This window comes from Tsukamurella sputi, from assembly GCF_007858445.1.
Classification (GTDB): domain Bacteria; phylum Actinomycetota; class Actinomycetes; order Mycobacteriales; family Mycobacteriaceae; genus Tsukamurella; species Tsukamurella sputi.
Window position 1 is genome coordinate 629,488 of the sequence record NZ_VIGV01000002.1, and the last position, 22,848, is coordinate 652,335.

24 protein-coding genes are annotated in these 22,848 nt (G+C 70.9%); 5 read left to right on the plus strand and 19 right to left on the minus strand.

What is annotated here, in order from left to right:
• Positions 1-11 precede the first annotated feature (11 nt).
• The 8 genes from FK268_RS08215 to dxr all read right to left on the minus strand — a co-directional run bounded on the left by FK268_RS08215 (position 12) and on the right by dxr (position 8,391).
• On the minus strand, positions 12-569 hold the full coding sequence (locus FK268_RS08215; protein WP_146432958.1) for a GNAT family N-acetyltransferase: 558 nt from the start codon (positions 567-569) through the stop codon (positions 12-14).
• 169 nt (positions 570-738) lie between these two features.
• Positions 739-2,565 (minus strand): penicillin-binding transpeptidase domain-containing protein, encoded by a 1,827-nt coding sequence (locus tag FK268_RS08220; protein WP_146433470.1) that lies wholly within the window; start codon positions 2,563-2,565, stop codon positions 739-741.
• 119 nt (positions 2,566-2,684) lie between these two features.
• A complete protein-coding gene (locus FK268_RS08225; RefSeq protein WP_146432960.1) occupies positions 2,685-3,416 on the minus strand; it encodes an SDR family NAD(P)-dependent oxidoreductase in 732 nt (243 codons plus the stop codon).
• 37 nt (positions 3,417-3,453) lie between these two features.
• The gene (locus FK268_RS08230; RefSeq protein ID WP_231706983.1) at positions 3,454-3,930 is read right to left on the minus strand and encodes a DUF456 domain-containing protein; all 477 of its coding nucleotides are present in this window, start codon (positions 3,928-3,930) and stop codon (positions 3,454-3,456) included.
• Positions 3,931-3,936: 6 nt separating this feature from the next.
• Positions 3,937-4,770, minus strand: coding sequence for a GNAT family N-acetyltransferase (locus FK268_RS08235; RefSeq protein ID WP_146432962.1), 834 nt, complete (start codon positions 4,768-4,770; stop codon positions 3,937-3,939).
• A gap of 45 nt (positions 4,771-4,815) precedes the next feature.
• Positions 4,816-5,964 (minus strand): flavodoxin-dependent (E)-4-hydroxy-3-methylbut-2-enyl-diphosphate synthase, encoded by a 1,149-nt coding sequence (gene ispG, locus FK268_RS08240; protein WP_146432965.1) that lies wholly within the window; start codon positions 5,962-5,964, stop codon positions 4,816-4,818.
• A gap of 17 nt (positions 5,965-5,981) precedes the next feature.
• Positions 5,982-7,226 carry a M50 family metallopeptidase gene (locus tag FK268_RS08245; RefSeq protein ID WP_146432967.1) on the minus strand — a complete coding sequence of 415 codons (1,245 nt, stop codon included), beginning with the start codon at positions 7,224-7,226 and terminating at the stop codon, positions 5,982-5,984.
• 22 nt (positions 7,227-7,248) lie between these two features.
• Positions 7,249-8,391, minus strand: a complete 1,143-nt coding sequence (dxr, locus tag FK268_RS08250; protein WP_146432969.1) for a 1-deoxy-D-xylulose-5-phosphate reductoisomerase — start codon at positions 8,389-8,391, stop codon at positions 7,249-7,251.
• 102 nt (positions 8,392-8,493) lie between these two features.
• Here dxr and FK268_RS08255 point away from each other — a divergent pair, with 102 nt between their 5' ends.
• Positions 8,494-10,320: a siderophore-interacting protein gene (locus FK268_RS08255; RefSeq protein WP_146432971.1), complete on the plus strand. Its 1,827-nt coding sequence runs from the start codon at positions 8,494-8,496 to the stop codon at positions 10,318-10,320.
• A 179-nt stretch (positions 10,321-10,499) separates the two neighbouring features.
• Here the strand turns inward: FK268_RS08255 and FK268_RS08260 are convergent, their stop codons facing one another.
• Positions 10,500-10,817 carry a DUF952 domain-containing protein gene (locus FK268_RS08260; protein WP_146432973.1) on the minus strand — a complete coding sequence of 106 codons (318 nt, stop codon included), beginning with the start codon at positions 10,815-10,817 and terminating at the stop codon, positions 10,500-10,502.
• Positions 10,818-10,936: 119 nt separating this feature from the next.
• On the opposite strand from FK268_RS08260, the gene FK268_RS08265 reads away from it, so the two are divergent.
• Positions 10,937-11,200 (plus strand): DUF2631 domain-containing protein, encoded by a 264-nt coding sequence (locus tag FK268_RS08265; RefSeq protein ID WP_146432975.1) that lies wholly within the window; start codon positions 10,937-10,939, stop codon positions 11,198-11,200.
• A 1-nt stretch (position 11,201) separates the two neighbouring features.
• On the opposite strand, the gene rlmN is transcribed toward FK268_RS08265, so the two are convergent.
• The gene (gene rlmN / locus FK268_RS08270) at positions 11,202-12,314 is read right to left on the minus strand and encodes a dual-specificity RNA methyltransferase RlmN (RefSeq protein WP_146432977.1); all 1,113 of its coding nucleotides are present in this window, start codon (positions 12,312-12,314) and stop codon (positions 11,202-11,204) included.
• A gap of 103 nt (positions 12,315-12,417) precedes the next feature.
• Between rlmN and FK268_RS08275 the strand changes: the two genes are divergently transcribed.
• Both FK268_RS08275 and FK268_RS08280 read left to right on the plus strand, forming a co-directional pair.
• Positions 12,418-12,852 (plus strand): LapA family protein, encoded by a 435-nt coding sequence (locus FK268_RS08275; protein WP_146432979.1) that lies wholly within the window; start codon positions 12,418-12,420, stop codon positions 12,850-12,852.
• A gap of 49 nt (positions 12,853-12,901) precedes the next feature.
• The gene (locus tag FK268_RS08280; protein WP_146432981.1) at positions 12,902-14,161 is read left to right on the plus strand and encodes an MFS transporter; all 1,260 of its coding nucleotides are present in this window, start codon (positions 12,902-12,904) and stop codon (positions 14,159-14,161) included.
• A gap of 13 nt (positions 14,162-14,174) precedes the next feature.
• On the opposite strand, the gene FK268_RS08285 is transcribed toward FK268_RS08280, so the two are convergent.
• From FK268_RS08285 to FK268_RS08325, 9 genes are all read right to left on the minus strand, one after another.
• The gene (locus FK268_RS08285) at positions 14,175-15,083 is read right to left on the minus strand and encodes a phosphatidate cytidylyltransferase (protein ID WP_438695972.1); all 909 of its coding nucleotides are present in this window, start codon (positions 15,081-15,083) and stop codon (positions 14,175-14,177) included.
• Positions 15,084-15,085: 2 nt separating this feature from the next.
• Positions 15,086-15,643, minus strand: coding sequence for a ribosome recycling factor (frr, locus tag FK268_RS08290; protein WP_146433477.1), 558 nt, complete (start codon positions 15,641-15,643; stop codon positions 15,086-15,088).
• A 46-nt stretch (positions 15,644-15,689) separates the two neighbouring features.
• Complete coding sequence (gene pyrH / locus FK268_RS08295) at positions 15,690-16,463, minus strand: UMP kinase (RefSeq protein ID WP_146432983.1); 774 nt, start codon at positions 16,461-16,463, stop codon at positions 15,690-15,692.
• Between the two features lies 1 nt (position 16,464).
• The gene (locus FK268_RS08300) at positions 16,465-17,388 is read right to left on the minus strand and encodes an SGNH/GDSL hydrolase family protein (RefSeq protein WP_146432985.1); all 924 of its coding nucleotides are present in this window, start codon (positions 17,386-17,388) and stop codon (positions 16,465-16,467) included.
• 10 nt (positions 17,389-17,398) lie between these two features.
• On the minus strand, positions 17,399-18,199 hold the full coding sequence (locus FK268_RS08305) for an AraC family transcriptional regulator (protein ID WP_146432987.1): 801 nt from the start codon (positions 18,197-18,199) through the stop codon (positions 17,399-17,401).
• On the minus strand, positions 18,172-18,567 hold the full coding sequence (locus tag FK268_RS08310; protein WP_146432989.1) for a VOC family protein: 396 nt from the start codon (positions 18,565-18,567) through the stop codon (positions 18,172-18,174). The genes FK268_RS08305 and FK268_RS08310 overlap by 28 nt, the downstream gene beginning before the upstream one ends.
• Before the next feature lie 120 nt (positions 18,568-18,687).
• Entirely contained in the window at positions 18,688-19,512 is an 825-nt protein-coding gene (tsf, locus tag FK268_RS08315; protein ID WP_146432991.1) for a translation elongation factor Ts, read from the minus strand.
• A gap of 44 nt (positions 19,513-19,556) precedes the next feature.
• Positions 19,557-20,408, minus strand: a complete 852-nt coding sequence (gene rpsB, locus FK268_RS08320) for a 30S ribosomal protein S2 (RefSeq protein ID WP_146432993.1) — start codon at positions 20,406-20,408, stop codon at positions 19,557-19,559.
• Between the two features lie 264 nt (positions 20,409-20,672).
• A complete protein-coding gene (locus FK268_RS08325) occupies positions 20,673-21,269 on the minus strand; it encodes a TetR/AcrR family transcriptional regulator (protein ID WP_146432995.1) in 597 nt (198 codons plus the stop codon).
• Between the two features lie 94 nt (positions 21,270-21,363).
• Between FK268_RS08325 and FK268_RS08330 the strand changes: the two genes are divergently transcribed.
• On the plus strand, positions 21,364-22,848 hold the full coding sequence (locus FK268_RS08330; protein ID WP_146432997.1) for a carboxylesterase/lipase family protein: 1,485 nt from the start codon (positions 21,364-21,366) through the stop codon (positions 22,846-22,848).

Here is a 22,848-nt window from a genome sequence, read left to right on the forward strand (position 1 = left end):
GCCCGGCGGCCTCACGAGGACGTCGGGATCCAGTAGTGACAGAGCGGTTCGAGGAAGTCGTGCTCGATCGCGTAGTCGTCGACGGGGCGGATCCGGGTGAGGACGCCGCCCGCCGATTCGGCGGTGCGACGCGAGCCGGTATTGCTCTCGTCGCAGGTGACGAGGACCTCGGTCACCCCGATCTCACCCGCGCGCCGGACCACCTCGCGCAGCGCTGCCGAGGCGACGCCCTGCCTCCGCGCCGAGGGCCGCACATGGTAGCCGATGTGGCCGCCCAGCTCGGCGAGCAGGTCGTTCAGCACGTGCCGCAACTGGATCCCGCCGAGATACCGATCGCCGCGCACGATCCACCAGGTGGTCGCGGGCACGAGGTCGCCGGCCCGATCCGCCGTGGTCATCGCGGTGAGTCGTTCCACCCAGGTCTCGAAGCCGGACGGCGTCCCCAGATCGAGGTCGCGCGCCGCTGGGCGGCCCGCCCCGGGGTGGTGGGTCACCCCGCCCCACTCCGCGGCGTTGCGCATCCACTCGTCGTGCCAGGCGACGTCCGGCGCAATCAACTCGATGGTCATGCGAACGAGGGTCCCGCGGGCTCATCGGCTCCGCAAACGAATTACCGAGCCCCGCATCGCCGGCCGTGTTCCCGCGGGGACTTCTGACACATCATCGGGTTGCAACCCGATGATCGGTGAAAATCTCCCGCGGGAAGACATCCACCGCGGCCAACGCGGGCCGTCGGGCTCAGTTCGGGGCGGCGGGGACGGGCGCGTCGAAACGGTCGAAGAACTCCTTGGTCACCGCGACGGCGTTGTCCGAGCTGCCACCCAGCACGACGAGGGTCGCGAAGGCCAGATCGCCGCGGTAGCCGACGAACCAGGCGTGCGAGCCACCGTCGACCTCCGCCTCTCCGGTCTTGCCGAGCACGTCCCCCGCGCCGCGAATCAGCTCGGCCGTACCGGACGCGACCACCTCACGCATCATCGCGCGCACACCGTCGGCGGCCTTGGGATCGAGTGGGGGGCGCTCCCCGTCGACCTTGGTGGGCTTGCCGAGGAGCAGCTGCGGGGTGACAGCCCCGCCGTGCGCGACGGAGGCGACGGCCAACGCCATGGCGAACGGGCTGACGAGGACCTCACCCTGGCCGAAGCTGTCCTCCACCTGGTTGACCATGGCCTTGGGCATCGGGTACTGGCCGGAGGAGACCGGCAGGCCGGCGATGGCGTAGTCCGGACCGATCCCGAGTTCGGCGGCGGCCGTGGGCAGGGCCTCGGGCCTCAGCTTGGCGCCGAGGAAGGCGAAGCTGGTGTTGCAGGAGCGGGCGAAGGCGCGCTGCATGGTGACGTCGCCCAGGGCGAAGCGGTTGTAGTTGGGGACCTCGCGCTCGCCGATCGTCAGGGTGCCGGGGCAGGGCACGATGGTGTCCGGGGTGGCGATGCCCGCCGAGATGGCCGCCGTGGCGGTGACGATCTTGCCGGTGGACCCCGGCGGGTACAGGCCGGAGGTGGCGAGCGAGCCGAGCTTGTCGGCCTCCGGATTCTGCGCGACGGCGAGCACGTTACCGGTGGACGGCTGGATCACGACCATCATCGACTGCCGGTCCCGACGGGTGTTCACGGCGGCCTGCGCCGCGGCCTGCGCGATCGGCGAGATGCTCACGGACACGGCCGGTGCCGTCTGCGGCGCGGTGGACGAGAGCGTGGAGACCCGCGCGCCGGTGTCGGCCTGCGCGATCACCTCCCAGCCGTCCTTGCCCGCGAGATCACCGGTGACGTTCTGCTTGATCGACGACATGAGCGCCGGCGCGAAGGTGCGATCGGTGGGCACGAGGTCCGCCTGTTCGACGAGGGTGACCCCCGGCAGGGAGGTCACGTCGCCCGCGAGCCTGCGGAGATCGTCCTGGTTCACCGACGCGACGGTGTACGGGGCGCGCAGCGAGGTGGCCTGCTCGGTGATCTGCACCGGGTCGAGTCCCGGGAGGATGGGTTGGAGCGCCCGGGAGAGCTGACCGGCGACGTCGAGCACCGTCGTGGGCGCGGTGACCTTGGACGCCTCGAGCCGGATGCGGGTGATCACGCCGGGCACCAGCACCGAGCCGCCCGCCGCCGAGTTCACCGGCGCCTTGGCCGCCGGCATCGCGCGCAGCACCATGGTCTGGTTCGCGCCGAGCCGCGGATGCAGCACCGACGGTGCCCACCGCACCCGCCACTGCCCGTTCTCCTGGACACCGGTGAGGGAACCGCGGTAGTCCCAGGTGCGGTTCGAACGCCCCTGCTCGGCCGGGAGATCCCAGACGTACTCGTACTCGACCTCACTCGTGGCGCCGACGGTGCGCACCTGCCCGACCTTGAGCTGGACACCGCGAGCCTGCAGGCCCTCGAACGCGGCCCGCAGGGCCTTCTTCGCGGAGTCGGGCGAGGTGGTGAGGGCAGCGGCAGCGTCGAAGTCCTTGTCGGCCAGGGCCGCACCGAAGCGCACCGCGAGCGGACCGGGGCCGTTGCTCGGCGCCGACGAGCAGCCGCCGGCCGCGACCAGCGCCACGAGGGCGATGATCGCGACGGCGCTGCGCATCGGCTTCTTCACCGGGCCAGGGTATGACGGCGCACCGCCAGTATCCGGTTGCCGCGCTGAGCTGTGACCGGTGAGACGCAGGTGATCGACCGGGCGGCGGGAGCGTGACACGGGAGGCGCTATGTGACCGAGAGGCCACCGTCGACGCAGAGGTTCTGCCCCGTCACGAAGGCCGAGCCCGGCCCGGCCAGGAAGACGGCGGCCGCCGCGAAATCCGACGGTGCGCCGAGGGTACCGGTGTGCGCGCGGCGCCGGAAGTACTCGGAGCGTTCGGGATCGTCGAGCACCGCGGTGGTCATCGGCGTCGCGACGAGGCCCGGCGTCAGCGAGTTGACGGTCACGCCGGACGGCGCCCAGGCCTCGGACTGCGACCGGGTGAGCCCGGCGATGCCGGCCTTCGCGACGCCGTAGACGCCGCTGTTGCCGAAGGCGCGGTGCGCCTGTGTCGACGCGACGTTGATGATCCGGCCCCATCCGCGCGCGGCCATCCGCGGCCCGTAGTGCTGTCCCAGCTGGAAGGGCGCGTCGAGGTTGACCGCGAGGATCTCGCGGTAGAGCGCGTCGTCGATATCGGCGAGGGGCGGGCGCGGGTTGGTCCCGGCGCAGTTGACCAGGATGTCGACGGTGTCGGTCCGGGCGTCGGCCTGCGCTATCAGATCGGCCGCGCCGCGGGCCAGGTCCGCGCTCAGCCCGTCGGGCCCGAGCCGCGCACGGTCCCGTCCGGCCCGCAGCACGCGGGCACCGGCACCGTCGAGCGCCTCCGCGATCGCCGCGCCGATCCCCGAGCTCGCGCCCGTGACCAGCGCCGTGCGCCCGGTGAGGTCGAACAAGGCCGCGGTCTGACGATCCATGGCCGTCACCCTACGGAACGCGCGCTCGTGCGATCACTCAGCTGAGGACGTAGCCGAGCCAGATCGCGATCGCGCAGAGGGCGCCGGCCAGTTCGATGAGGATCAGCAGGCCCGCGGCCCTGGTGGCGGCGAGTGCCGCCCGCCAGCCGGCCCGTGCGTCGCGCAAGCGGATCGCCTCGGCGGCGAAGGTGCCGGCGATGAAACCGATGAGCAGGCCGATCACGGGGATCACGAAGAAGCCCACGATGCCGGCGATCCCGCCGACGACGAGGGACCACTTCCCCACGCCGGCCCGGGCCATCGTGCGGCCGCCGACCAGGTACTTCACACCCCAGGCCAGCACCATCGCCGCCAGCGCGGCGGCGAAGACCCACCACGCGGTGCCACCCGTGCCGATCGCCCAGATCAGGATGCCGAGCGCCACCAGCGACGATCCTGGAAGGAGAGGTACCACGATCCCCAGCAGGCCGATCACCATCACCGCGACGACCGCCACGTACCCCCCTGTGTTCACGAGGTATCAGGTAAGCAGAACGGTGGCGAACGTCGCCACTTGGCGGAAGCCGACGCGTTCGTACGCGCGGCGCGCTGCGACGTTGAAGCTGTTGACGTACAGGCTCGGGAGGCGCCCCGAACGGAGCACCGACTCGGCCACCGCCGCGGTACCGGCGCCGCCGAGTCCCTGCCCACGCAGGTCCGGCCGCACCCACACGCCCTGGATCTGCCCGACGGTCCGCGACACGGCTCCGACCTCGGCCTTGAAGGCGACCTCGGCACCGTCGAACAGGACGAACGCGCGGCCGGCGAGGATCGTGTTGGCCACCCGCCTGCGGTACGCGCGGCCCCCGTCGGCGCCGCACGGGTCGATCCCCACCTCGGAGGTGAACATCGCGATCGAGGCGTCGAGGTACCGGTCGAGCTCGGCCAGCCGCGCGGGACGGACACCGGCGTGCGCGAACGGCGAAGACTCGCTCATGGTCATCAGCGGCTGATCGGGCCGGACCTCGCGGGCCGGACCCCACGATCCTTCGAGCGCCTCCCACAGCGGGAGGACCATGTCGGCCCTGCCGACCACCGAGGCCGCGGTGCGGTGCGCGCGACCGGCGCGGCCCGCGAAGTAGCGCATGTCATCGAGGTCGCCGCGCAGCGGCATGAGGTTCGCGCCGGAGAAGCACAGCGACCCGCCGACGTCGCGATGGGTCCACAGCTCGCCTCCGAGGCGTCCGGGCTCGGTGCCGCACTCCTGGACGCGGCCCGCGACCATGCACGCGGCGACGGGGTCGGCGTCGAGGACGTCGAGCACCTTGGGCAGGTCCCGTGGCGGGACGGGCCGCTCGTGCAGCATCCTCAGCACCGACGCCTCCTCACCCTGACACGGCCCGCGAACGCGGCGGGCCGGCTACGACACCGTGACGACCGGTGTCCCGCTTTCACTATCCCCCGACTCCTCCGCGATGCGCAGGGCTTCCTCGATGAGCGTCTCGACGATCTTGGACTCGGGGACCGTCTTGATGACCTCGCCCTTGACGAAGATCTGTCCCTTGCCGTTACCGGAGGCGACGCCCAGATCGGCCTCGCGTGCCTCGCCGGGGCCGTTGACCACGCAGCCCATGACGGCGACGCGCAGCGGAACCTCCATGCCCTCGAGGCCGGCGGTGACCTCGTTGGCGAGCTTGTAGACGTCGACCTGCGCGCGGCCGCACGACGGGCAGGAGACGATCTCCAGCTTGCGGGGCCGGAGGTTCAGCGACTGCAGGATCGCATCGCCCACCTTGATCTCCTCGGCCGGCGGCGCCGACAGCGAGACGCGGATGGTGTCGCCGATGCCCTCGGCGAGCAGCGCACCGAAGGCGACGGAGCTCTTGATAGTGCCCTGGAACGCGGGCCCGGCCTCGGTCACGCCGAGGTGCAGCGGGTAATCGCACTGCGCGGCGAGCTGGCGGTAGGCCTCGACCATGATCACCGGGTCGTTGTGCTTGACGGAGATCTTGATGTCGCCGAAGCCGTGCTCCTCGAACAGCGACGCCTCCCACAGCGCGGACTCGACGAGGGCCTCGGGGGTGGCCTTGCCGTACTTCTCCATGAGTCGCTTGTCGAGCGAGCCCGCGTTGACGCCGATGCGGATCGGGATGCCCGCGGCGCCGGCGGCCTTCGCGACCTCGCCCACGCGGCCGTCGAACTCCTTGATGTTGCCGGGATTCACGCGCACCGCGGCGCAGCCGGCATCGATCGCGGCGAAGATGTACTTCGGCTGGAAGTGGATGTCGGCGATCACCGGGATGTTCGCCTTCTTGGCGATGATCGGCAGCGCATCGGCGTCCTCCTGCCGGGGGCAGGCGACGCGCACGATGTCGCAGCCCGAGGCGGTGAGCTCGGCGATCTGCTGCAGGGTGGCGTTCACGTCGTGCGTCTTGGTGGTGCACATGGACTGCACCGAGATGGGGCTGTCGCTGCCCACGCCGACACCGCCCACGCTGAGCTGACGGGTCTTGCGGCGCGGAGCCAGAACGGGGACCGGGGCTGCCGGCATTCCCAAACCTACGGACATGTGCTGCTTCTCCGGTTTCAGTTGAAGAGCTTGATCGGATTGACGATGTCGGCGGTGAGGACGAGCAGCATGTACCCGCCCGCCAGCGCCAGCACCACGTACGTGAGCGGCGCGAGTTTCATGTAGTCGACGGGGCCGCCCTTGCGCCCGGTGACCAGGTCGCGCAGCTTCTCGAAGATCACGACCGCCATGTGGCCACCGTCGAAGGGCGGCACCGGCAGCAGGTTGATCAGGCCGAGCATGAGGTTGAGGCCGGCGAGGAGCAGGAAGAAGACGCTCCACATGTCACGCTCGGCGACCTCGCCGCCGATCATCGACGCGCCGACCAGCGACTGCGGGGTGTCGAGTCCGCGCTCCTCGCCCTTGATCGCGCCGATCAGGGCGGGGATCTTCTGCGGTAGCTGACCGATCGCGACGATCGTCTTGTGACCCAGGTCCATCGTGAACGCCGCGGTGCCGCCGACGGCGGTGATCGGGTTGTAGTGGTCGACCACGCCGAGCGTGCCGACGCTGATGCCGATGGTGGGACCGGAGACCTCGACGAGGTCCTTCCCGTCGGCGGAGGGCCGCCACTTCTTACTGGTCACCGGGTCGATGACCACGGTGCGCTGCTGCCCGTCGCGCTCGATGCCGAGCGTGATGGCCCCCGTCGAGGATTGCAGGGCGTTGAAGACGGTATCGGCGTCGACCGCGGTGCCGTTGACCGAGGCGATCACGTCGCCGCGCTGCAGGCCCGCCTGCGCGGCGGGGCTCGGACGACACTCACCCACCGGGCGGCTCGGCTGCTCCTTGGTGGGCTTGGTGGTGGCGTCCGCGACGCAGCCGGTCGCGGCGACCGCGGCCCGCGGCGGCGTGTCGATCGCGGGCAGCCCGGCCGTCACGGCGACGCCGTAGATCAGCAACGCACCGAGGATGAAGTTCATCCCCGGGCCCGCGAACAGCACGAACAGCCGCTTCCACGCGGCCTGCTTGTACATCGCCTTCTCCTGCTCGACGGGCGTCTTCAGCTCGTCGAGCAAGGTCATACCGGCGATGTCGCAGAAGCCGCCCAGCGGCAGGGCCTTGACGCCGTATTCGATCCCGTCGTCTCCCTCGGGCCCCTTCTTCCCCCGGGTCGACCACACAGTGGGCCCGAAGCCGACGAAGTAGCGCCGGACCTTCATCCCGGTGGCCTGCGCCGCCCACATGTGCCCGCACTCGTGCCACGCGATCGACGCGAGGATGCACAGCGCGAACGCCGCGATACCCAGTGCGTACATCATGAGTTCCAGAATACCGGGCCGATCAGACCAGCCCCACCAGCTCGGACGCCCGCCGGCGGGCCCACGCCTCCGCGGCGAGCACGTCCGCGACGTCGCGCGGCTGCGCCTGCCACTGCGCACCGTCGGAGACGACCTGCGCAACGGTGTCGACGATGGCGAGGAAGGAGGTCCGTCCGTCGAGGAAGGCCTGCGCGACGACCTCGTTGGCCGCGTTGAAGACGGCGGTCAGGCTGCCCCCGCGGGTGCCGGCGTCGCGGGCGACGGCGATCGCGGGGAACGCCTCGTCGTCGACGGGCGCGAAGGTCCACGTGTGCGCCTGCGTGAAGTCGCACGCCGCCGAGGCTCCCGGGACGCGATCCGGCCAGCCGAGGGCCAGCGCGATCGGCAGCTTCATCGACGGCGGCGAGGCCTTCGCGATGGTCGCCCCGTCGACGAAGGTGACCATCGAGTGCACGACCGACTGCCGGTGCACGGTCACGTCGATGCGGTCGTAGGGCACACCGAACAACAGGTGCGCCTCGATCACCTCGAGCGCCTTGTTCACGAGCGTCGCGGAGTTCAGCGTGATCATCGGCCCCATGGACCAGGTCGGGTGCTTGCCGGCCTGCTCGGGGGTGACATCGGCCAGCTCGGCACGCGTGCGCCCGAAGAAGGGGCCGCCCGACGCGGTGAGGACGAGCCGGTCCACCTCGGCAGCGGTGCCGCCGCGCAGGCACTGGGCGATCGCGGAGTGCTCGGAATCGACGGGCACGATCTGCCCCTCCGCCGCGCGGGCCAGTACCAGCGAACCGCCCGCGACCAGGGACTCCTTGTTCGCCAGGGCCAGCCGGGCGCCGCTGTCCAGGGCGGCGAGCGTCGGGCCGAGGCCGAGGCTGCCCACGACGCCGTTGAGCACCACGTCCGCCTCGACGGTCTCGACGAGGCGCGTCATCGCGTCGGGGCCGGTGAGCGCGCCGTCGAAACCCGCGGCCCAGGACGGATCCGCGATGCCGATGCGGGCACCGTCGACGCCGGTGGCACGGGCCTGCCGGGCGAGGAGCTCGGGATTGCCCCCGCCGGCGCCGAGGCCGACCACCTCGAACCTGTCGGGGTTCTCGGCGATCACCTCCAGGGCCTGAGTGCCGATGGAGCCGGTGCTGCCGAGGATGAGGACGCGGGTGGTCACTGCGTCAGCCTATCGCCGGGCACACCGGCCCGACGGTCCGCTGCCGCGCCGGTTCCGCAGGGCAGGCTAGCCTTGCACGAACCGGCGAAAGGGACGTCCACGATGGCCAGCACACTCCGCGACGGCGCGGTCTTCCCGATCTGCCTGCGCGAATTCGACGTTCTGCGGGTGTCCGACGTGACCCCGGGGATGCGACGGATCGTGGTGGGCGGCGATGCCATCGGCCCGCACGTCCGCGACGGGGTGCGGTTGCCGGCCGTGCGCAGCACGGGCTTCGACGACGACGTCAAGGTCCTCCTGCCCGACTTGCGCACCGGCGACTTCCCGTTCGAGGTGCCCAGGAACACCGACCAGGGTCGGGTGGACTGGACGGAGGGCTCGTTCGAGCACGCGCGCACCTACACCGTGCGCGAGTTCGACGCCGAGGCCGGTGAGATGACGCTCGACTTCGTGCTGCACGGCACGGGCCTCGCGGCCACCTGGGCGCGCCGCGTCGAGGTGGGCTCGAAGGTGCTCATCGCCGGCCCCAAGCACTCGGCGGCGCTCCCCCGCGACACCGACTGGCTGCTGCTGGCGGGCGACGAGACGGCGCTGCCCGCGATCGGCCGCGCCGTGGAGATGCTGCCCGCCGGCTTCGCGGCGACCGCGGTGATCGAGGTCGCCGAGCCGGGCCATCGCCAGGAGCTCACGACCGAGGGCGACGTCGACATCGTCTGGCTGTACCGCTCGGAGGCCGACGGTGCCTCGCGGCTCGTCGAGGCGGTACGGGAGGTCGCCTGGCGCGGCGAGCGCCCCTTCCTCTGGGTCGCGGGCGAGACACTGGCGATCAAGCCGTTGCGCCAGTGGGCGAAGAACGAGAAGGGCCTCGACAAGAACCGCGTCGAGATCACCGGCTACTGGCGACACCGCGAGGTCGCGACCGTCGAGGGCGACTCCGAGCTCGTCGATACCAGCCAGGACGAGAACATCCTGACCGAGATCCACGAGATGACCGAGTTGCTCCCGCCCTTCGCGGTGCGCGCCGCCGTCACGCTCGGCCTGTTCGCCGCCATCGGCGACGGCGCCGCCACCCCCGACGCGATCGCCGAGACGTGCGGCACCGACGCGCGCGCGACCGGCAAGCTGCTCCGGCACCTCGCTCTCATGGGCTTCGTCGCGCTCGACGAGAACGGGTACCGCCTCACCGGCCGCGGCGAGCTGTTGACCGACCCCGACGAACCGCTCGCTGGCGGCCTTCACCACGACCAGGCGCGAACCCGCCTGGACATGTCCTTCGTGCACCTCGTCGACGCCGTCCGGACCGGCACCGCGGCGCCCTTCGAGGGCTCCGACGTGCGCCGGGTCCGGGCGGACGACGAGAACCTCGCCGAGCAGCTGCACTCCGCCGCCAGCCGGTGGGCCACCTACCGTGCGCCGGCCCTGCCCGAGGCGGTCGACTTCTTCGCGGTGCGTTCCGTCGCGGTCGTCGGCGACGGCGCCGGGGTGTACGCCGACAACCTGGCCCGCCTGCTCCCGGACGTGAGCGTCGCGATCGTCGGCATGCCCAGCACCGTCGAACGCGAGATCGCCGTCGTCGCGCCCGAGCGCCGCGACCGCGTGACCGCCGCTCCCGGCACCGTCTTCGCCCCGCTGCCGCAGCGCTACGACCTGGTCGTGGCCATCGACCTGCTGCAGACGCTGCCGGACGCCGACGCCGAGCTCCTCGTCCGGTCGTTGCGCGGCAGCGCCGGCCGCGTGGCCTTCGTGGGGAACGTGCTCGACCCGTCGACCACCGACGATCACGAGACGGAGGACGACCTGCGGAATCTGTGCCTGCACGGCGGAGGCCTCCGGACGGCCGACGAGCTCGCCGCGCTCGCGGGCGACGGCGCGCACCGCATCGCACCGCTCGGCTGGGGCACGTTCGTCGTCGAATACACAGGAGCCTGACGGGGCGCGTCAGTCCACGATCTCGTAGCGGTGCCCACCATCCGGCAACACATCCGGATCGGCCTCGCCCCAGTAGTCGGGGAACGAGTAACTCGGCTCAGCCACATCGGCACCTCCACTCGCCGTGGTGACGGTGGATCGTCGGTCCGACAGGTTCTCGACCCGAGTCCGGGCCGGGATCAGTCCGGCGACACGGCCTCGACGCCGACCACGGCGGTCACGGGGATCGGGCCGTAGATGTGCGGGAACAGCTCCTCGACGCCAGGCGCGGGCGGCTCGTACCGCACGTCCAGGCCGGTCGGATCGACGGTCAGCAGGACGAGCTGCTCGACGGGGACGTCGGCGTAGAACCGCTCCCGGACGCCGCGCCACTGCTCGGCGGTCGAGCAGTGCACGAAGCCGACCTCGGCGAGAGTCGCCCCTCGCGTCGAGACCGCGTACTCGCCCGCGGCGCGGGCGGTGTCCCAGTCGGACACCAGAGCGAGGTGGAAGATCACCGCGCCACGGTACCGAGAATCCCCGCCCCTCGTACGACGCACGGTCGTAGCGGGATAGGATTCATCCGTATCCCGGGCCCCGGCCCGGTGCTCAGCGGAAGCGATGAAGGAGAACTCGAGTGGCAACCACCGACCTGGAGCGTCAGAGCACTTCGAAGGTCGACGTCGCCGACGTCCCGTCGCGCGACTGGGGCTGGAGCGGTAACGCACCCGGCGCGGCACGGGTCGCCGGTGTGCTGTTCGCCGGTTTCCTGCTGCTCATGACGCACGGCAACCACCAGGGCAAGACCGAGGACATCTTCCTCGTCGGCTTCGCCGTGGCGATCCTGGGCATCATCCTGATCCAGTGGCTGGTCACCCGCCGCCGCAAGTGGAAGTACTGAGCTACTTCTCCTCGGCGGCCAGCTGACCGCAGGCCGCCGCGATCTCCTGGCCCCGGGTGTCGCGCACGGTGCACGACACGCCCTGCGCGATCACCCGGCGCACGAACTCGTCCTGCCGGTCCTTCGGCGACGCGTCCCATTCGCTGCCCGGTGTCGGGTTCAGCGGGATCAGGTTGACGTGCGCGAACTGGCCGAGCTTCTTCCGCAGCTTGTCCCCCAGCATGTCGGCGCGCCAGGGCTGATCGTTCACGTCGCGGATCAGCGCGTACTCGATGGACACCCGACGGCCGGTCCTGTCCGCGTAGTACCGCGCGGCCTCCAGCACCTCCTGCACGCTCCACCGGTTGTTCACCGGCACGAGGGTGTCGCGAAGCTCGTCGTCGGGGGTGTGCAGCGAGACGGCCAGCGTGACCGACAGTCCCTCGTCGGCCAGCTTCCGGATGGCGGGCGCCAGGCCCACCGTGCTGACGGTGACGTGCCGCTGCGAGATGCCCAGCCCCTCCGGCGCGGGTGAGGTGATGCGGCGCACCGCCTGCACCACCCGCTTGTAGTTGGCGAGCGGCTCCCCCATGCCCATGAAGACGACGTTCGACAGTCGGCCCGGGCCGCCCGCGACGTCGCCGTCCTGCATGGCTCTCGCCGCGCTGCGCACCTGGTCGACGATCTCCGCGGTCGACAGGTTGCGGTCGAGACCACCCTGCCCGGTCGCGCAGAACGGGCAGGCCATGCCGCAGCCCGCCTGGCTGGAGATGCACAGCGTGGCCCGGTCGGTGTACCGCATGAGCACCGACTCCAGCAGCGTGCCGTCGTGCAGGCGCCAGAGCGTCTTGCGCGTGGTTCCGCTGTCGGTGGCGATGTGCCGCACGGGCGTCATCAGTTCGGGCAGCAGCGCCTCGCCGACGGCGCCGCGCGCGCCGGCGGGCAGGTCGGTCATCGTCGCGGCATCGGCCTCGAGGCGGCCGTAGTAGTGCCGGGCGAGCTGGTTCGCGCGGAAGGCCGGCAGGCCGAGGTCCTTGACCGCGGTCTTGAGCTCGTCATCGGTGAGGTCGGCGAGGTGGCGCGGGGGCTTACCGCGCTTGGGTGCATCGAATACCAGGGGCAGGGAGGTGCTCATAACTCCTCCATCCTCCCACGTCGGCGCCACTTCGCCGACCAGCGTGATCCGAGCCACCGCGCGCCGGGTGTCGCGCCCCGCCACGAGGTGGCAGGATGACGCCATGCCCAAGGACGAAGACCGCGTTCGCGACAGCGAAGAGACGTCGGGAGTTCCCTCCCCGACCGCCTCCGACGCGCCGAACCTGCCCGTCGAGCAGACCGCCCCAGCGAACGGCGACGACGCTCCCGGCACCGGCGCGACGGCCCCGTCGAAGCGGCGGGTGGACACCCGCGACGCCTACGAGCAGGTCAAGCACACCCGCTCGGCTGCACTGTGGACCGGTCTCGTGGGCGGCGCCGTCGTGCTGCTGCTCCTGCTGGTCTTCATCGTGCAGAACCAGCAGAACACCGAGATCAACCTGATCTTCTGGACCGCGACGCTGCCGCTGGGCGTCTCGCTTCTGATCGCGGCGATCGGCGGCGCGCTGCTCGTCGGCCTCGCGGGCGCACTGCGGATCCTGCAGCTGCGCCGCGCGGCGAAGAAGCTCCAGGACTGACGCTCACCCGCGGCGCACGCGACGCGCTGCCGATGAAACGATGGACCCCATGCGTGCATGGGTCGTCTGGTCGGTCGCGACTCTCGCCTACGTGGTCGGCGTACTGCAGCGGACGTCCTTCGGCGTCTCCGGGACCGAGGCCGGCGAGCGGTTCGGCGCGGCGCCCGCGACGCTGTCCGCGTTCGTCGTGCTCCAGCTCGTGGTGTACGCGGGCATGCAGATCCCGGCCGGGCTCATGCTCGACCGGTTCGGCTCGCGGCGCCTGATCTTCACGGGCGCGCTGGTCATGGCCCTCGGACAGATGACGCTGGCACTCACCGGATCACTGCCCGTCGCGATCGCCGGCCGGGTGGCGGTCGGCGTCGGCGACGCCCTGACCTTCGTCTCGGTGCTGCGCCTCGTCCCCGCGTGGTTCCCCGTCCGGCGGATCCCCCTGGTGACCCAGCTGACCGGCATGACGGGGCAGCTCGGACAGATCCTCTCCGCCGTACCGTTCCTCGCCCTCCTCCACGCCTCGGGGTGGACGCCCGCCTACCTCGCCGCGTCGAGTCTCGGCCTGATCGCCGCGGTCGCGGTGCTGGCGGTGGTGCGCGACGCACCGGCCGACCGGGTCGCGCCGCGCGTCACCGTGCGCGCCGCCGACATCCCCGGCATCCTCCGCTCCACGTGGATGCACCCGGGCACCCGGCTGGGCTTCTTCACGCACATGGGCGCGATGTTCTCCGTCACGGCGTTCATGCTCATGTGGGGCGTGCCGTACCTGACGCTCGGCCAGGGCCTCTCGTCCGCGACGGCCGGCGCGATCGTCAGTTTCGGTGTCGCGGCGACTCTCGCCTCGGGACCGGTGATCGGCTACCTCACCGGCCGCTTCCCGCTGCGCCGCTCATGGATGGTGATCGGGATCATCCTCGGCAGCGCGGCGGTCTGGACGGCGGTCCTGGTCCGTGACGAGCCCTCGCCCGTGTGGCTGCTCACGCTGCTGGTGCTCGTGATCTCCGTCGGAGGGCCCAGCTCCGCGATCGGCTTCGACTACGCCCGCTCGTTCAACACCACCAGGGTGCTGGGCACGGCGCAGGGCATGGTGAACATCGGCGGCTTCCTCGCGAGCCTCGTGCTGATCCAGGCGATGGGCGCGGTGATGGGATCGGGAGCCGGCCTGACCTTCGAGGGCTTCCGCGCGGCGTGGACGGTGCAGTACCCGCTGTGGGCGATCGCCCTGGTGGGCGTGATCGTCACCCGCCGGAAAGCCCGACGGCGCGAGGGCGTCGCGCCCCGGCCGCTGCGCGAGGCCGTCCGCCGCCGCCGCTGACCGCGGCGCGGAGCTAGGAGCCCATCAGCGCGGTCAGTGCCGCCCACACCACGACCGCGCTCGGCAGCAGCGAGTCGAGGCGGTCCATCAGGCCACCGTGGCCGGGCAGCAGAGTGCCCATGTCCTTGATCCCCAGGTCGCGCTTGACCTGCGATTCGAGCAGATCCCCCAGCGTCGCGGTGATCACCACGACGGGGCCGAGCAGCAGGCCCCAGACCGGGTTCACGTCGAGCAGGAACTTCAGTACCAGCACCGCACCGATCGCCCCGGCCACCATCGACCCGGCGAAGCCCTCCCAGGACTTCTTCGGGCTGATCGCGGGCACCATCGGGTGCTTGCCGAAGACCACGCCCGCGGCGTAGCCGCCCACGTCCGAGCACACCACGAGCAGCACCAGCGCTACGACGCGCTGCGGTCCCCGGTCGTCCGGGAGCACCAGCATCGCGCCGAAGGATGCGAACAGCGGGATCCAGGCGAGCACGAAGACCGTGGTCGAGATGTCGCGCGTGAACGAGTTCGGCGCTGCGGTGCTCTGATGCCCCAGCAGTCGCCAGACGGTCGCGACCAGCACGGTGGCGACGAAGGCCGCCAGCACCCCCTCCGGTCCCAGTGGCCAGCTCAGCCAGATGATGGCCTGCCCACCGATCAGCATCGGCCACAGCTCGAGGTTCGTGCCCGCGGCGCGGAACCGCTTGACCACCTCCCAGGTGGCGACGGCGACCGCCGCGGCCACGAGCGGCACCCACAGGTGCGGCGCGAAGTACAGGATCGCGACGATCATCGCGCCGAGGCTCACGCCGACGCCGATCGCGGCCGGGAGATTGCGGCCGGCGCTGATCTTGCGCTTCCCGGACTCCTGCCCTGCCTCGGGGGTGCCCGCTGCGGGATCGTCGGAGCCGACCGAGTCGGGGGTTTCCGGCACGGCTAGACCTCCATCAGATCGGCTTCCTTGCGCGCCACGAGGTCCTCGATCTGGGCGACGTACTTGGCCGTCGTCTTGTCGAGTTCCTTCTCGGCGCGGGCCACGTCGTCCTCGCCGGCGTCGCCGTCCTTGACGATCTTCGCCAGCTGATCGTTGGCCTTGCGGCGCACGTTGCGGATGGAGACCTTCGCGTCCTCACCCTTGCCCTTGACCTGCTTGACCAGATCCTTGCGGCGCTCCTCGGTGAGCTGCGGGATGCCCACGCGGATCAGCTGGCCGTCGTTGGTCGGGTTCACGCCGAGGTCGGAGTTGCGGATCGCGGTCTCGATGTTGCCGAGCTGGTTCGCCTCGTAGGGCTTGATCACCACGAGCCGCGCCTCGGGCGTGGTGATCGAGCTGATCTGGGTGATCGGGGTGGGCGAGCCGTAGTAGTCCACGACCACCTTGGAGAACATCGCCGGGTTCGCGCGACCGGTGCGGATCGACTGGAAGTCCTCCCGGGCCACCGAGACGGCCTTCTCCATCTTCTCCTCGGCGTCGAAGAGCGTTTCGTCGATCACTTGGGTCACACGTCCTTTGCTGTGAAATGAATGGTCGGATCCGGCGTCAGGGCCGGACGAGGGTGCCGATCTTGTCGCCCGCGACGGCGCGGGCGATGTTGCCCTCCTCCAGGAGATTGAACACCAGCATCGGCATCTTGTTGTCCATGCAGAGGCTGAAGGCGGTCGCGTCGGCCACCTTCAGGCCCTTCTCCAGGGCGGCGCGGTGCGTGATCTCGTCGAAGAGCGTCGCATCGGGGTTGGTCCGCGGATCGCTGTCGTAGACACCGTCGACCGCCTTCGCCATGAGCACCACCTCGGCGCCGATCTCGAGCGCGCGCTGCGCAGCGGTGGTGTCGGTGGAGAAGTAGGGCATGCCCATGCCTGCGCCGAAGATCACCACGCGCCCCTTCTCGAGGTGGCGCTTGGCGCGCAGCGGCAGGTAGGGCTCGGCGACCTGGCCCATGGTGATGGCGGTCTGCACGCGGGTGTCCACGCCCTCCTTCTGCAGGAAGTCCTGCAGCGCGAGGCAGTTCATGACGGTGCCGAGCATGCCCATGTAGTCCGAGCGGGCGCGGTCCATGCCGCGGTTCTGCAGTTCGGCGCCGCGGAAGAAGTTGCCGCCGCCGATGACCACGGCGATCTCGTGGCCGCTCCGCGCGACCTCGGCGATCTGCTGCGCCACCGTGGTCACCACATCGGGGTCGAGCCCCACTTCCCCGCCGCCGAACATCTCTCCGCCCAGCTTGAGCAGCACGCGCTTGTAACCGCGCCGCACCTGTGTCTCCGTCGCGTCCTGATCCGTCTGCTGTTCCTGGGCCGTGTCCGTCACGACGACCATCCTATGCGGGCGGCGCAGTTCCTCGGAGCCGGTCCTCGATCAGGTTGCCCAATGCACGCTGTCCGGCGGTCGTCGGATGCAATCCGTTGGCCTCCGGCTCCTGTGCCTTGAGCTTGAAACCGCCGATCCGGACGTACGGATCCTTCTCGCAGGCGGTGCGGTCCATCGGCGGCTGGACGTACATGACCCGACGGTCCGCCGCCACCTCGCGGATGAGGCGGTCGACGCTGCGGTACCAGGTGCGCCAGTGCTCGACGTTCTCCACCGGCACCCCCGCGCGGTCCAGGCAGGCGCGGTCGGGCGGACCGTCGAGCGGGAAGAGCGGGAGGTAGCCGACGAGGACGATCCGCACGTCCGGCGCGGCCGCCTTCTTGATCGCGTCGACGGTGGCGGCGTACTGGGCGCGCACGAAGTTCCAGCCCTGCGAGCCGGGCAGGTCCTGGGTGGCGGACGCGCCGCAGCGGTCGTCGGGGTCGCCGAAGCAGTGCACGACGATGTTGCCGAAACCCAGGGAGTTCGCCCCGATGATCACCGTCACCAACCGGGTGAAGGGGCCCACGCCGTACAGCTGCGGCGAGGTGTTCGGCTTCGGCGAGGGCTGCGTCAGGTCGTCGAGCGTGGCGCCCGAGCACGCGCGGTCCGTGAAGGAGTAGGGCTGCAGGCGCTGGGCCAGGACGTGACCGAGATCGTCGCCGTTGCGGGCGCAGAGGTCCATGGGCCGCATCTTGGCGCGCGAGCCCGAGGCGGCGTAGCTGTCGCCCATGGAGACGTACTGGGCGCCACCGGGCAGGTCGGGGATGTAACTGGTGGCGTTGGTCTGGTAATGCACGTAGCCGCTGCCGCCGCCGATGCGCGTCGACGCCCCGACCGCCAGCACGAGGCACGCGACGAGGGCGATTGCGATCGCACGACGGATCCAGGACACCCCGGCGAGACTACACAGGCGTGAACTCGCTCCTGCGTCGAGCGAGGTACGCCGACGGCGACAGGCCGAGGAAAGCGCGCATGTCGCGGCTCAGGTGCGCCTGATCGGCGTATCCGGCGCGCACCGCGACCTCCGCGGCGGGCGCACCCGCCTCGAGCGCGCGACGGGCGGCGTCGAAGCGCATGAGCCGGGCCGCCTGCTTGATCCCCATGCCGAACTCGGCGGTGAACCGCGTCGCGAGGTACCGGGCGGACCACCCCGAGCGTTCGGTCAGCTCGGCGACGGTGACGTCGCCCCGGCGGGCCGTCAGGAGGGCCCACGCGGCCGCGGCGTCCGGCTGGACCTCCCGTTCCGAGGTAGCGAACCGGGCCAGTACCCGTGCGGCGGCCTCGGCGCGGGCGTCCGGCGGGGCCGCCGCCACCTCGTCGGCGAGTGCCGCGGCGAGCCCCGGGTGCAAAGCGTCGAGTTCGACGGCCTCTCCCCCCAGCTCGGCCGCGGGCGCGCCGGTGAGAGCCCGCACCAGGCTGGGGCGCACGTCGACCTGGACGCCGCGCTGCAGGCCGTCGTGGTGCACCAGGTAGGGCGCGGGGTGCATGCCGGACAGGCACGTGCGGAAGGTGGTCCGCTCGGGCAGGCCCGGTCCGGTGAGGTCCAGCCCGTGCCCGAGGTCGACGATGAGCGTGAGCACCGGCGACGGGACGGCGAGGTGCGTGCCCGGTCGCCGGTCGGCGATGTCGTAGGCGTACGCGCGGGCGCACCCCGTCGACGCCGGCCCGGCTGCGCTCAGCCCGCGTAGGTACCGAAACTCCACGTGTTGCCCTCCGGGTCGGCGATGGAGAAGCCCCGCGATCCATAGTCCTCCTCGCGCATCTCCCGCACCAGGCGGGCGCCCAGATCCTGGGCGCGGGCGAACACCGCATCGGGGTCGGTGACGACGACGTAGAGGTTGCCGCTGCCCGTGGCGGCGGAGAAGGTGCTGTCCTGTTTGCACGCGCTGTGGACCATCACGCGGCCGCCGTCGGGCCAGAGCATCTCGGAGTGGATCACCTCCCCGTCGCGGTCTCCCTCGACCAGGACGCCGTCCTCGAAGCCGAGCCGCCGCAGCCATTCCCGGGCCGCGAGGGCGTCGTCGTAGGTCAGTCCGGGCCAGATGTTCGTGTCCTTGCGTGTCGTGTTCATGCCTTCAAGACTCGCAGCCCACCCCCGGCCGGGCTTGAAGAAATCCGCACGACGCCGGAAACGACGAGGGCCGGACAGTCACGAGGACTGTCCGGCCCGAGCCGTGTGCGAGGCGGAGGACTACTCCTGGCCGACCTCGAAGCGGGTGAAGGCGAGGACCTTCGTACCGGCCTCGTCGAGCACCTGCTGGACGGACTTCTTGTTGTCCGTCACCGAGGGCTGATCCGGCAGAACGGTGTCCTTGTAGTAGGCCACGGTCTTGCCCTCGACGATCTTCGGCAGCGCCTGCTCCGGCTTGCCCTCGGCGCGCGCGGTCTCCTCGGCGATACGACGCTCGTTCTCGATGACGTCGGCCGGAACCTCGTCCCGGCTGGCGTACTTCGCCTTGAGCGCGGCGACCTGCATGCCGGCGCCGCGAGCGGCCTCGGCAGCGGCGTCACCCTCGCCCGAGAACGAGACCAGCACGCCCACGGCGGGCGGCAGGTCCGAGCTGCGCTTGTGCAGGTAGACGGCGGTCGGGCCGTCGTAGCGCGCGATGCGGCGCAGCACGAGCTTCTCGCCCAGCTTGGCCGACGCGGCCTCGATGCGCGACGCGACGGTCTCGCCCTCGAGCGGCAGCTCGAGCACGGCCTCGACGGTGGCGGCGTCCGACGCGGCGGCGGCCGCGACGATCGCATCGGCCAGCTCCTGGAACTCCGCGTTCTTCGCCACGAAGTCGGTCTCGGAGTTGAGCTCGATCAGCACGCCGTCCTTGGCGGCCACGAGGCCCTCGGCGGTGGAACGACCGGCACGCTTGCCGACGTCCTTCGCGCCCTTGATGCGCAGCACCTCGACGGCCTTGTCGAAATCGCCGTCGGTCTCGGTGAGCGCGTTCTTGCAGTCCATCATCCCCGACCCGGTGAGGTCGCGGAGACGCTTGACGTCAGCGGCGGTGTAGTTCGCCATGGATGCGGCTCCTGTTCGTTGAAGGGAAGTGCGACCGGACGCAGTTACTCGGCGGCCGGGGTCTCGGTGGCCGGAGCCTCGGTCGCAGCGGCGGCCTCGGCCGCGGGGGCCTCGGCGGCGACGGTGGCGGACTCGAGAAGCTCCTGCTCCCACTCGGCGAGGGGCTCGCCGGCGCCGGCCTCGGGCTTGGCATCGCCGGTGGCGACGCCCGCACGGGCCTGCACGCCCTCGGCCACGGCCGAAGCCACGACCTTGGTCAGCAGAGCAGCGGAGCGGATGGCGTCGTCGTTACCCGGGATCGGGTAGTCGACGAGGTCGGGATCGCAGTTGGTGTCGAGGATCGCGATGACCGGAATACCCAGCTTGCGAGCCTCGCCCACGGCGATGTGCTCCTTGTTGGTGTCCACGACCCAGATGGCCGAGGGGACCTTGGCCATGTCGCGGATGCCGCCGAGGGTGCGCTCGAGCTTGTTCTTCTCACGCGTGAGCATGAGGATTTCCTTCTTGGTGCGACCCTCGAAGCCACCGGTCTGCTCCATGGTCTCCAGCTCCTTCATGCGCTGAAGACGCTTGTGGACCGTCTGGAAGTTGGTGAGCATGCCGCCCAGCCAGCGCTGGTTCACGTAGGGCATGCCGACACGGGTGGCCTCTTCGGCGATCGACTCCTGGGCCTGCTTCTTGGTACCGACGAAGAGGACGGTGCCACCGTGGGCGACGGTCTCCTTGACGAACTCGTAGGCCTTGTCGATGTAGGTCAGCGTCTGCTGCAGATCGATGATGTAGATGCCGTTGCGGTCGGTGAAGATGAATCGCTTCATCTTCGGGTTCCACCGACGGGTCTGATGACCGAAGTGCGCGCCGCTGTCCAGCAGCTGCTTCATGGTAACGACTGCCATGATGCCTCTTTCGTAGTTGCAGTTGTACACGCCGCGACGACCCTCGTTACCGCTGGTCGGCGGACGAGAGGCGATGCGCGGTGTCCTGGTGTTCCGCCGCACTGCACTCCTTCGAGGAAGGAGACCGCGCTGTACGGCACGCCGTGGGCGCTGGGGAACACGCGTAGTCACTCCGCCATCCGGACGGAGCGCAAGGGCAAGTGTACGCCCGCACCGTCGACCTGCGAAATCGTCGCGAAGAAGCAGGTGGCAACCCCGACGAGGTCAGCTCACGAACAGGTCGTCGAGGTGGCGGTCGATGGCGGCGAGCGCCGCGTCCGGGGTGATCACCCCCAGCTCGAGAAGGGGCGTCAGGCCAGTGAGCGCCAGCACCCGGTCCGTCTCGATCGACGGTGCGCGGCCGGCCGCGATGCGACCGTCGGCGATCGCCTGCCGGATCAGCACCTCGACCTGGGCGCGTCCCTGCCGCATCCCCTCCCCGGTGCGAGCACGCACGTTCTCGTCGTGCAGCGCCTCGAGGACGTAGGCGGCGTTCATCCGGCTCGTGACACGCGCATCCTCGTGGAGCGGCAGCATCTCGACGAGGGTGAGCCGCAGGACGTCGCGCGGATGCGGAGCGGGCCCCAGATCCGCCAGCGCCCGCGCGACGCGCGCTCCGGTCCGCTCGGCTGCGAAGTCCATGGCGAAGGCCAGCATCTGCTGCCGGGAGGCGAAGTAGTGCTGCAGCTGACCGTGCGACATCCCCGCCTCCTTCGCCACCTCGCGCAGACTCAGCCTCTGCACCCCCGAGGCGTCCACGACCCGCCACAGCGCACGGGCGATCTCCTCGCGGCGCTCCTGGTGATCGACCTGTTTCGGCACGGCACTTCCTCCCGGTCATTCCAATACACTTGAAATAATACATATGGCTGATAACGTCGGAGTGAGAGACGCGCTGCAGCCGAAGGGAGCCGACATGCAGGATCGACCGAGGGTCACGACGACGGAGGGCGTCGTCGAGGGCAGGCGCGTCGGTGACACCGTCGCCTTCCGGGGGATCCCGTACGCGCAGCCGCCCGTCGGGCCGCTCCGCTTCGCCGCTCCCGAGCCGGTCACCCGCTGGGAGGGCGTGCTGCCGGCACTCGACTTCGGTCCCCCGCCGCCGCAATCCGGGCCAGGACCGCAGGCGGAGGCGTCGGACGACGCGAACTGGCTCACCGTCAACGTGTGCACGCCGGATCCGGGACGATCCGGGCTGCCCGTCCTGGTGTGGATCTGCTGCGGCGGCTACATGGCCGGGACGGCCGCGGATCCCATGTTCGACCCGACCGCCCTCGCGAGCGAGGGGCTCGTGGTCGTGAGCGTTCAGTGCCGGATGGGCGCGGAGGGCTTCGCACTGCTCGACGGCGCACCGTCGAACCGGGGCCTGCTCGACCAGATCGCCGCGCTCGAGTGGATCCGCCGGAACATCGCCGCGTTCGGTGGGGCCCCGGATACGGTCACCATCGCCGGCACGTCCGGCGGCGCGGGCTCGGTCGCCGCGCTGCTCGCGATCCCCCGCGCGCGTTCGCTGTTCCGCAGGGCCATCACCCACTCGGTCCCCGGCCTGCACATCACCCCGACACTGGCGTCGGAGGTCACCGCCGCGCTCGCGGAGCGCCTGGGCGTGACACCGACCGCGGACGGTTTCGCCGAGGTCGCCCCACAGCGCCTGGCCGAGGAGGTGACGGCGCTCTGCGTGGACGCGCCGGCGCACCGCGACCGGTGGGGCCGCCTCTCCCAGCTGGGGATCGTCGTGTGCCCCGTCATCGACGGGGATCTGCTGCCGCAGACCCCGTGGGAGGCGCTGGCCGACGGGAGCGCCGCGGGCATCGACCTGCTCGCCGGGCACATGCGCGACGAGTTCCGCCTGTTCAGCGTCATGATGGGGCTGCGCGGCACCTTCACCGAGCAGCAGGCGAACCGGGCGCTCGAGGCCTTCGCGCCCGGCGATCCCGACGACTACCGCGCCGCGTACCCGGACGCGACCGCGGAACAGATGATGGAGATCGTCTCCTCCGACGCCACCTTCCGCATGCCGACGGTGCTGCTCGCGGAGGCGAACGCGGAGGCCGGCGGCACCACGTACCTGTTCGAGATCCGCTGGGAGACCCAGGTGTACGGCGCCTGCCACAGCATCGATGTCCCGCTCGCCTTCGGGACGCCGGACTGCCCGACGGGACGCCTGCTCTTCGGCGACGATCCCGCGCCCGCTGTGCGCGCGTTGTCGGACGAGTTGCTCGGCGCATGGGTCCGGTTCTGCCACACCGGCGATCCGGGCTGGCCCCGCTTCGACGCCGAACGCCGGAGCACCCGCCTCCTGGACGACCCGTCGACGACGGCGCCGTACCCGGAGGAGCCTTCGCGCCGCCTCTGGCACGGCCGTCCGCCGGCGCCCTTCGCGCCGGTCCCATCGCACTGA

Coding starts and splice junctions, on each gene's coding strand:
- FK268_RS08215 (WP_146432958.1), bottom strand. CDS start 569: ATGACCATCGAGTTGATTGCGCCGGACGTCGCCTGGCACGACGAGTGG.
- FK268_RS08220 (WP_146433470.1), bottom strand. CDS start 2,565: ATGCGCAGCGCCGTCGCGATCATCGCCCTCGTGGCGCTGGTCGCGGCC.
- FK268_RS08225 (WP_146432960.1), bottom strand. CDS start 3,416: ATGGATCGTCAGACCGCGGCCTTGTTCGACCTCACCGGGCGCACGGCG.
- ispG (WP_146432965.1), bottom strand. CDS start 5,964: ATGTCCGTAGGTTTGGGAATGCCGGCAGCCCCGGTCCCCGTTCTGGCT.
- FK268_RS08245 (WP_146432967.1), bottom strand. CDS start 7,226: ATGATGTACGCACTGGGTATCGCGGCGTTCGCGCTGTGCATCCTCGCG.
- FK268_RS08255 (WP_146432971.1), top strand. CDS start 8,494: ATGGCCAGCACACTCCGCGACGGCGCGGTCTTCCCGATCTGCCTGCGC.
- rlmN (WP_146432977.1), bottom strand. CDS start 12,314: ATGAGCACCTCCCTGCCCCTGGTATTCGATGCACCCAAGCGCGGTAAG.
- FK268_RS08275 (WP_146432979.1), top strand. CDS start 12,418: ATGCCCAAGGACGAAGACCGCGTTCGCGACAGCGAAGAGACGTCGGGA.
- FK268_RS08280 (WP_146432981.1), top strand. CDS start 12,902: ATGCGTGCATGGGTCGTCTGGTCGGTCGCGACTCTCGCCTACGTGGTC.
- pyrH (WP_146432983.1), bottom strand. CDS start 16,463: ATGGTCGTCGTGACGGACACGGCCCAGGAACAGCAGACGGATCAGGAC.
- FK268_RS08310 (WP_146432989.1), bottom strand. CDS start 18,567: ATGAACACGACACGCAAGGACACGAACATCTGGCCCGGACTGACCTAC.
- tsf (WP_146432991.1), bottom strand. CDS start 19,512: ATGGCGAACTACACCGCCGCTGACGTCAAGCGTCTCCGCGACCTCACC.
- rpsB (WP_146432993.1), bottom strand. CDS start 20,408: ATGGCAGTCGTTACCATGAAGCAGCTGCTGGACAGCGGCGCGCACTTC.
- FK268_RS08330 (WP_146432997.1), top strand. CDS start 21,364: ATGCAGGATCGACCGAGGGTCACGACGACGGAGGGCGTCGTCGAGGGC.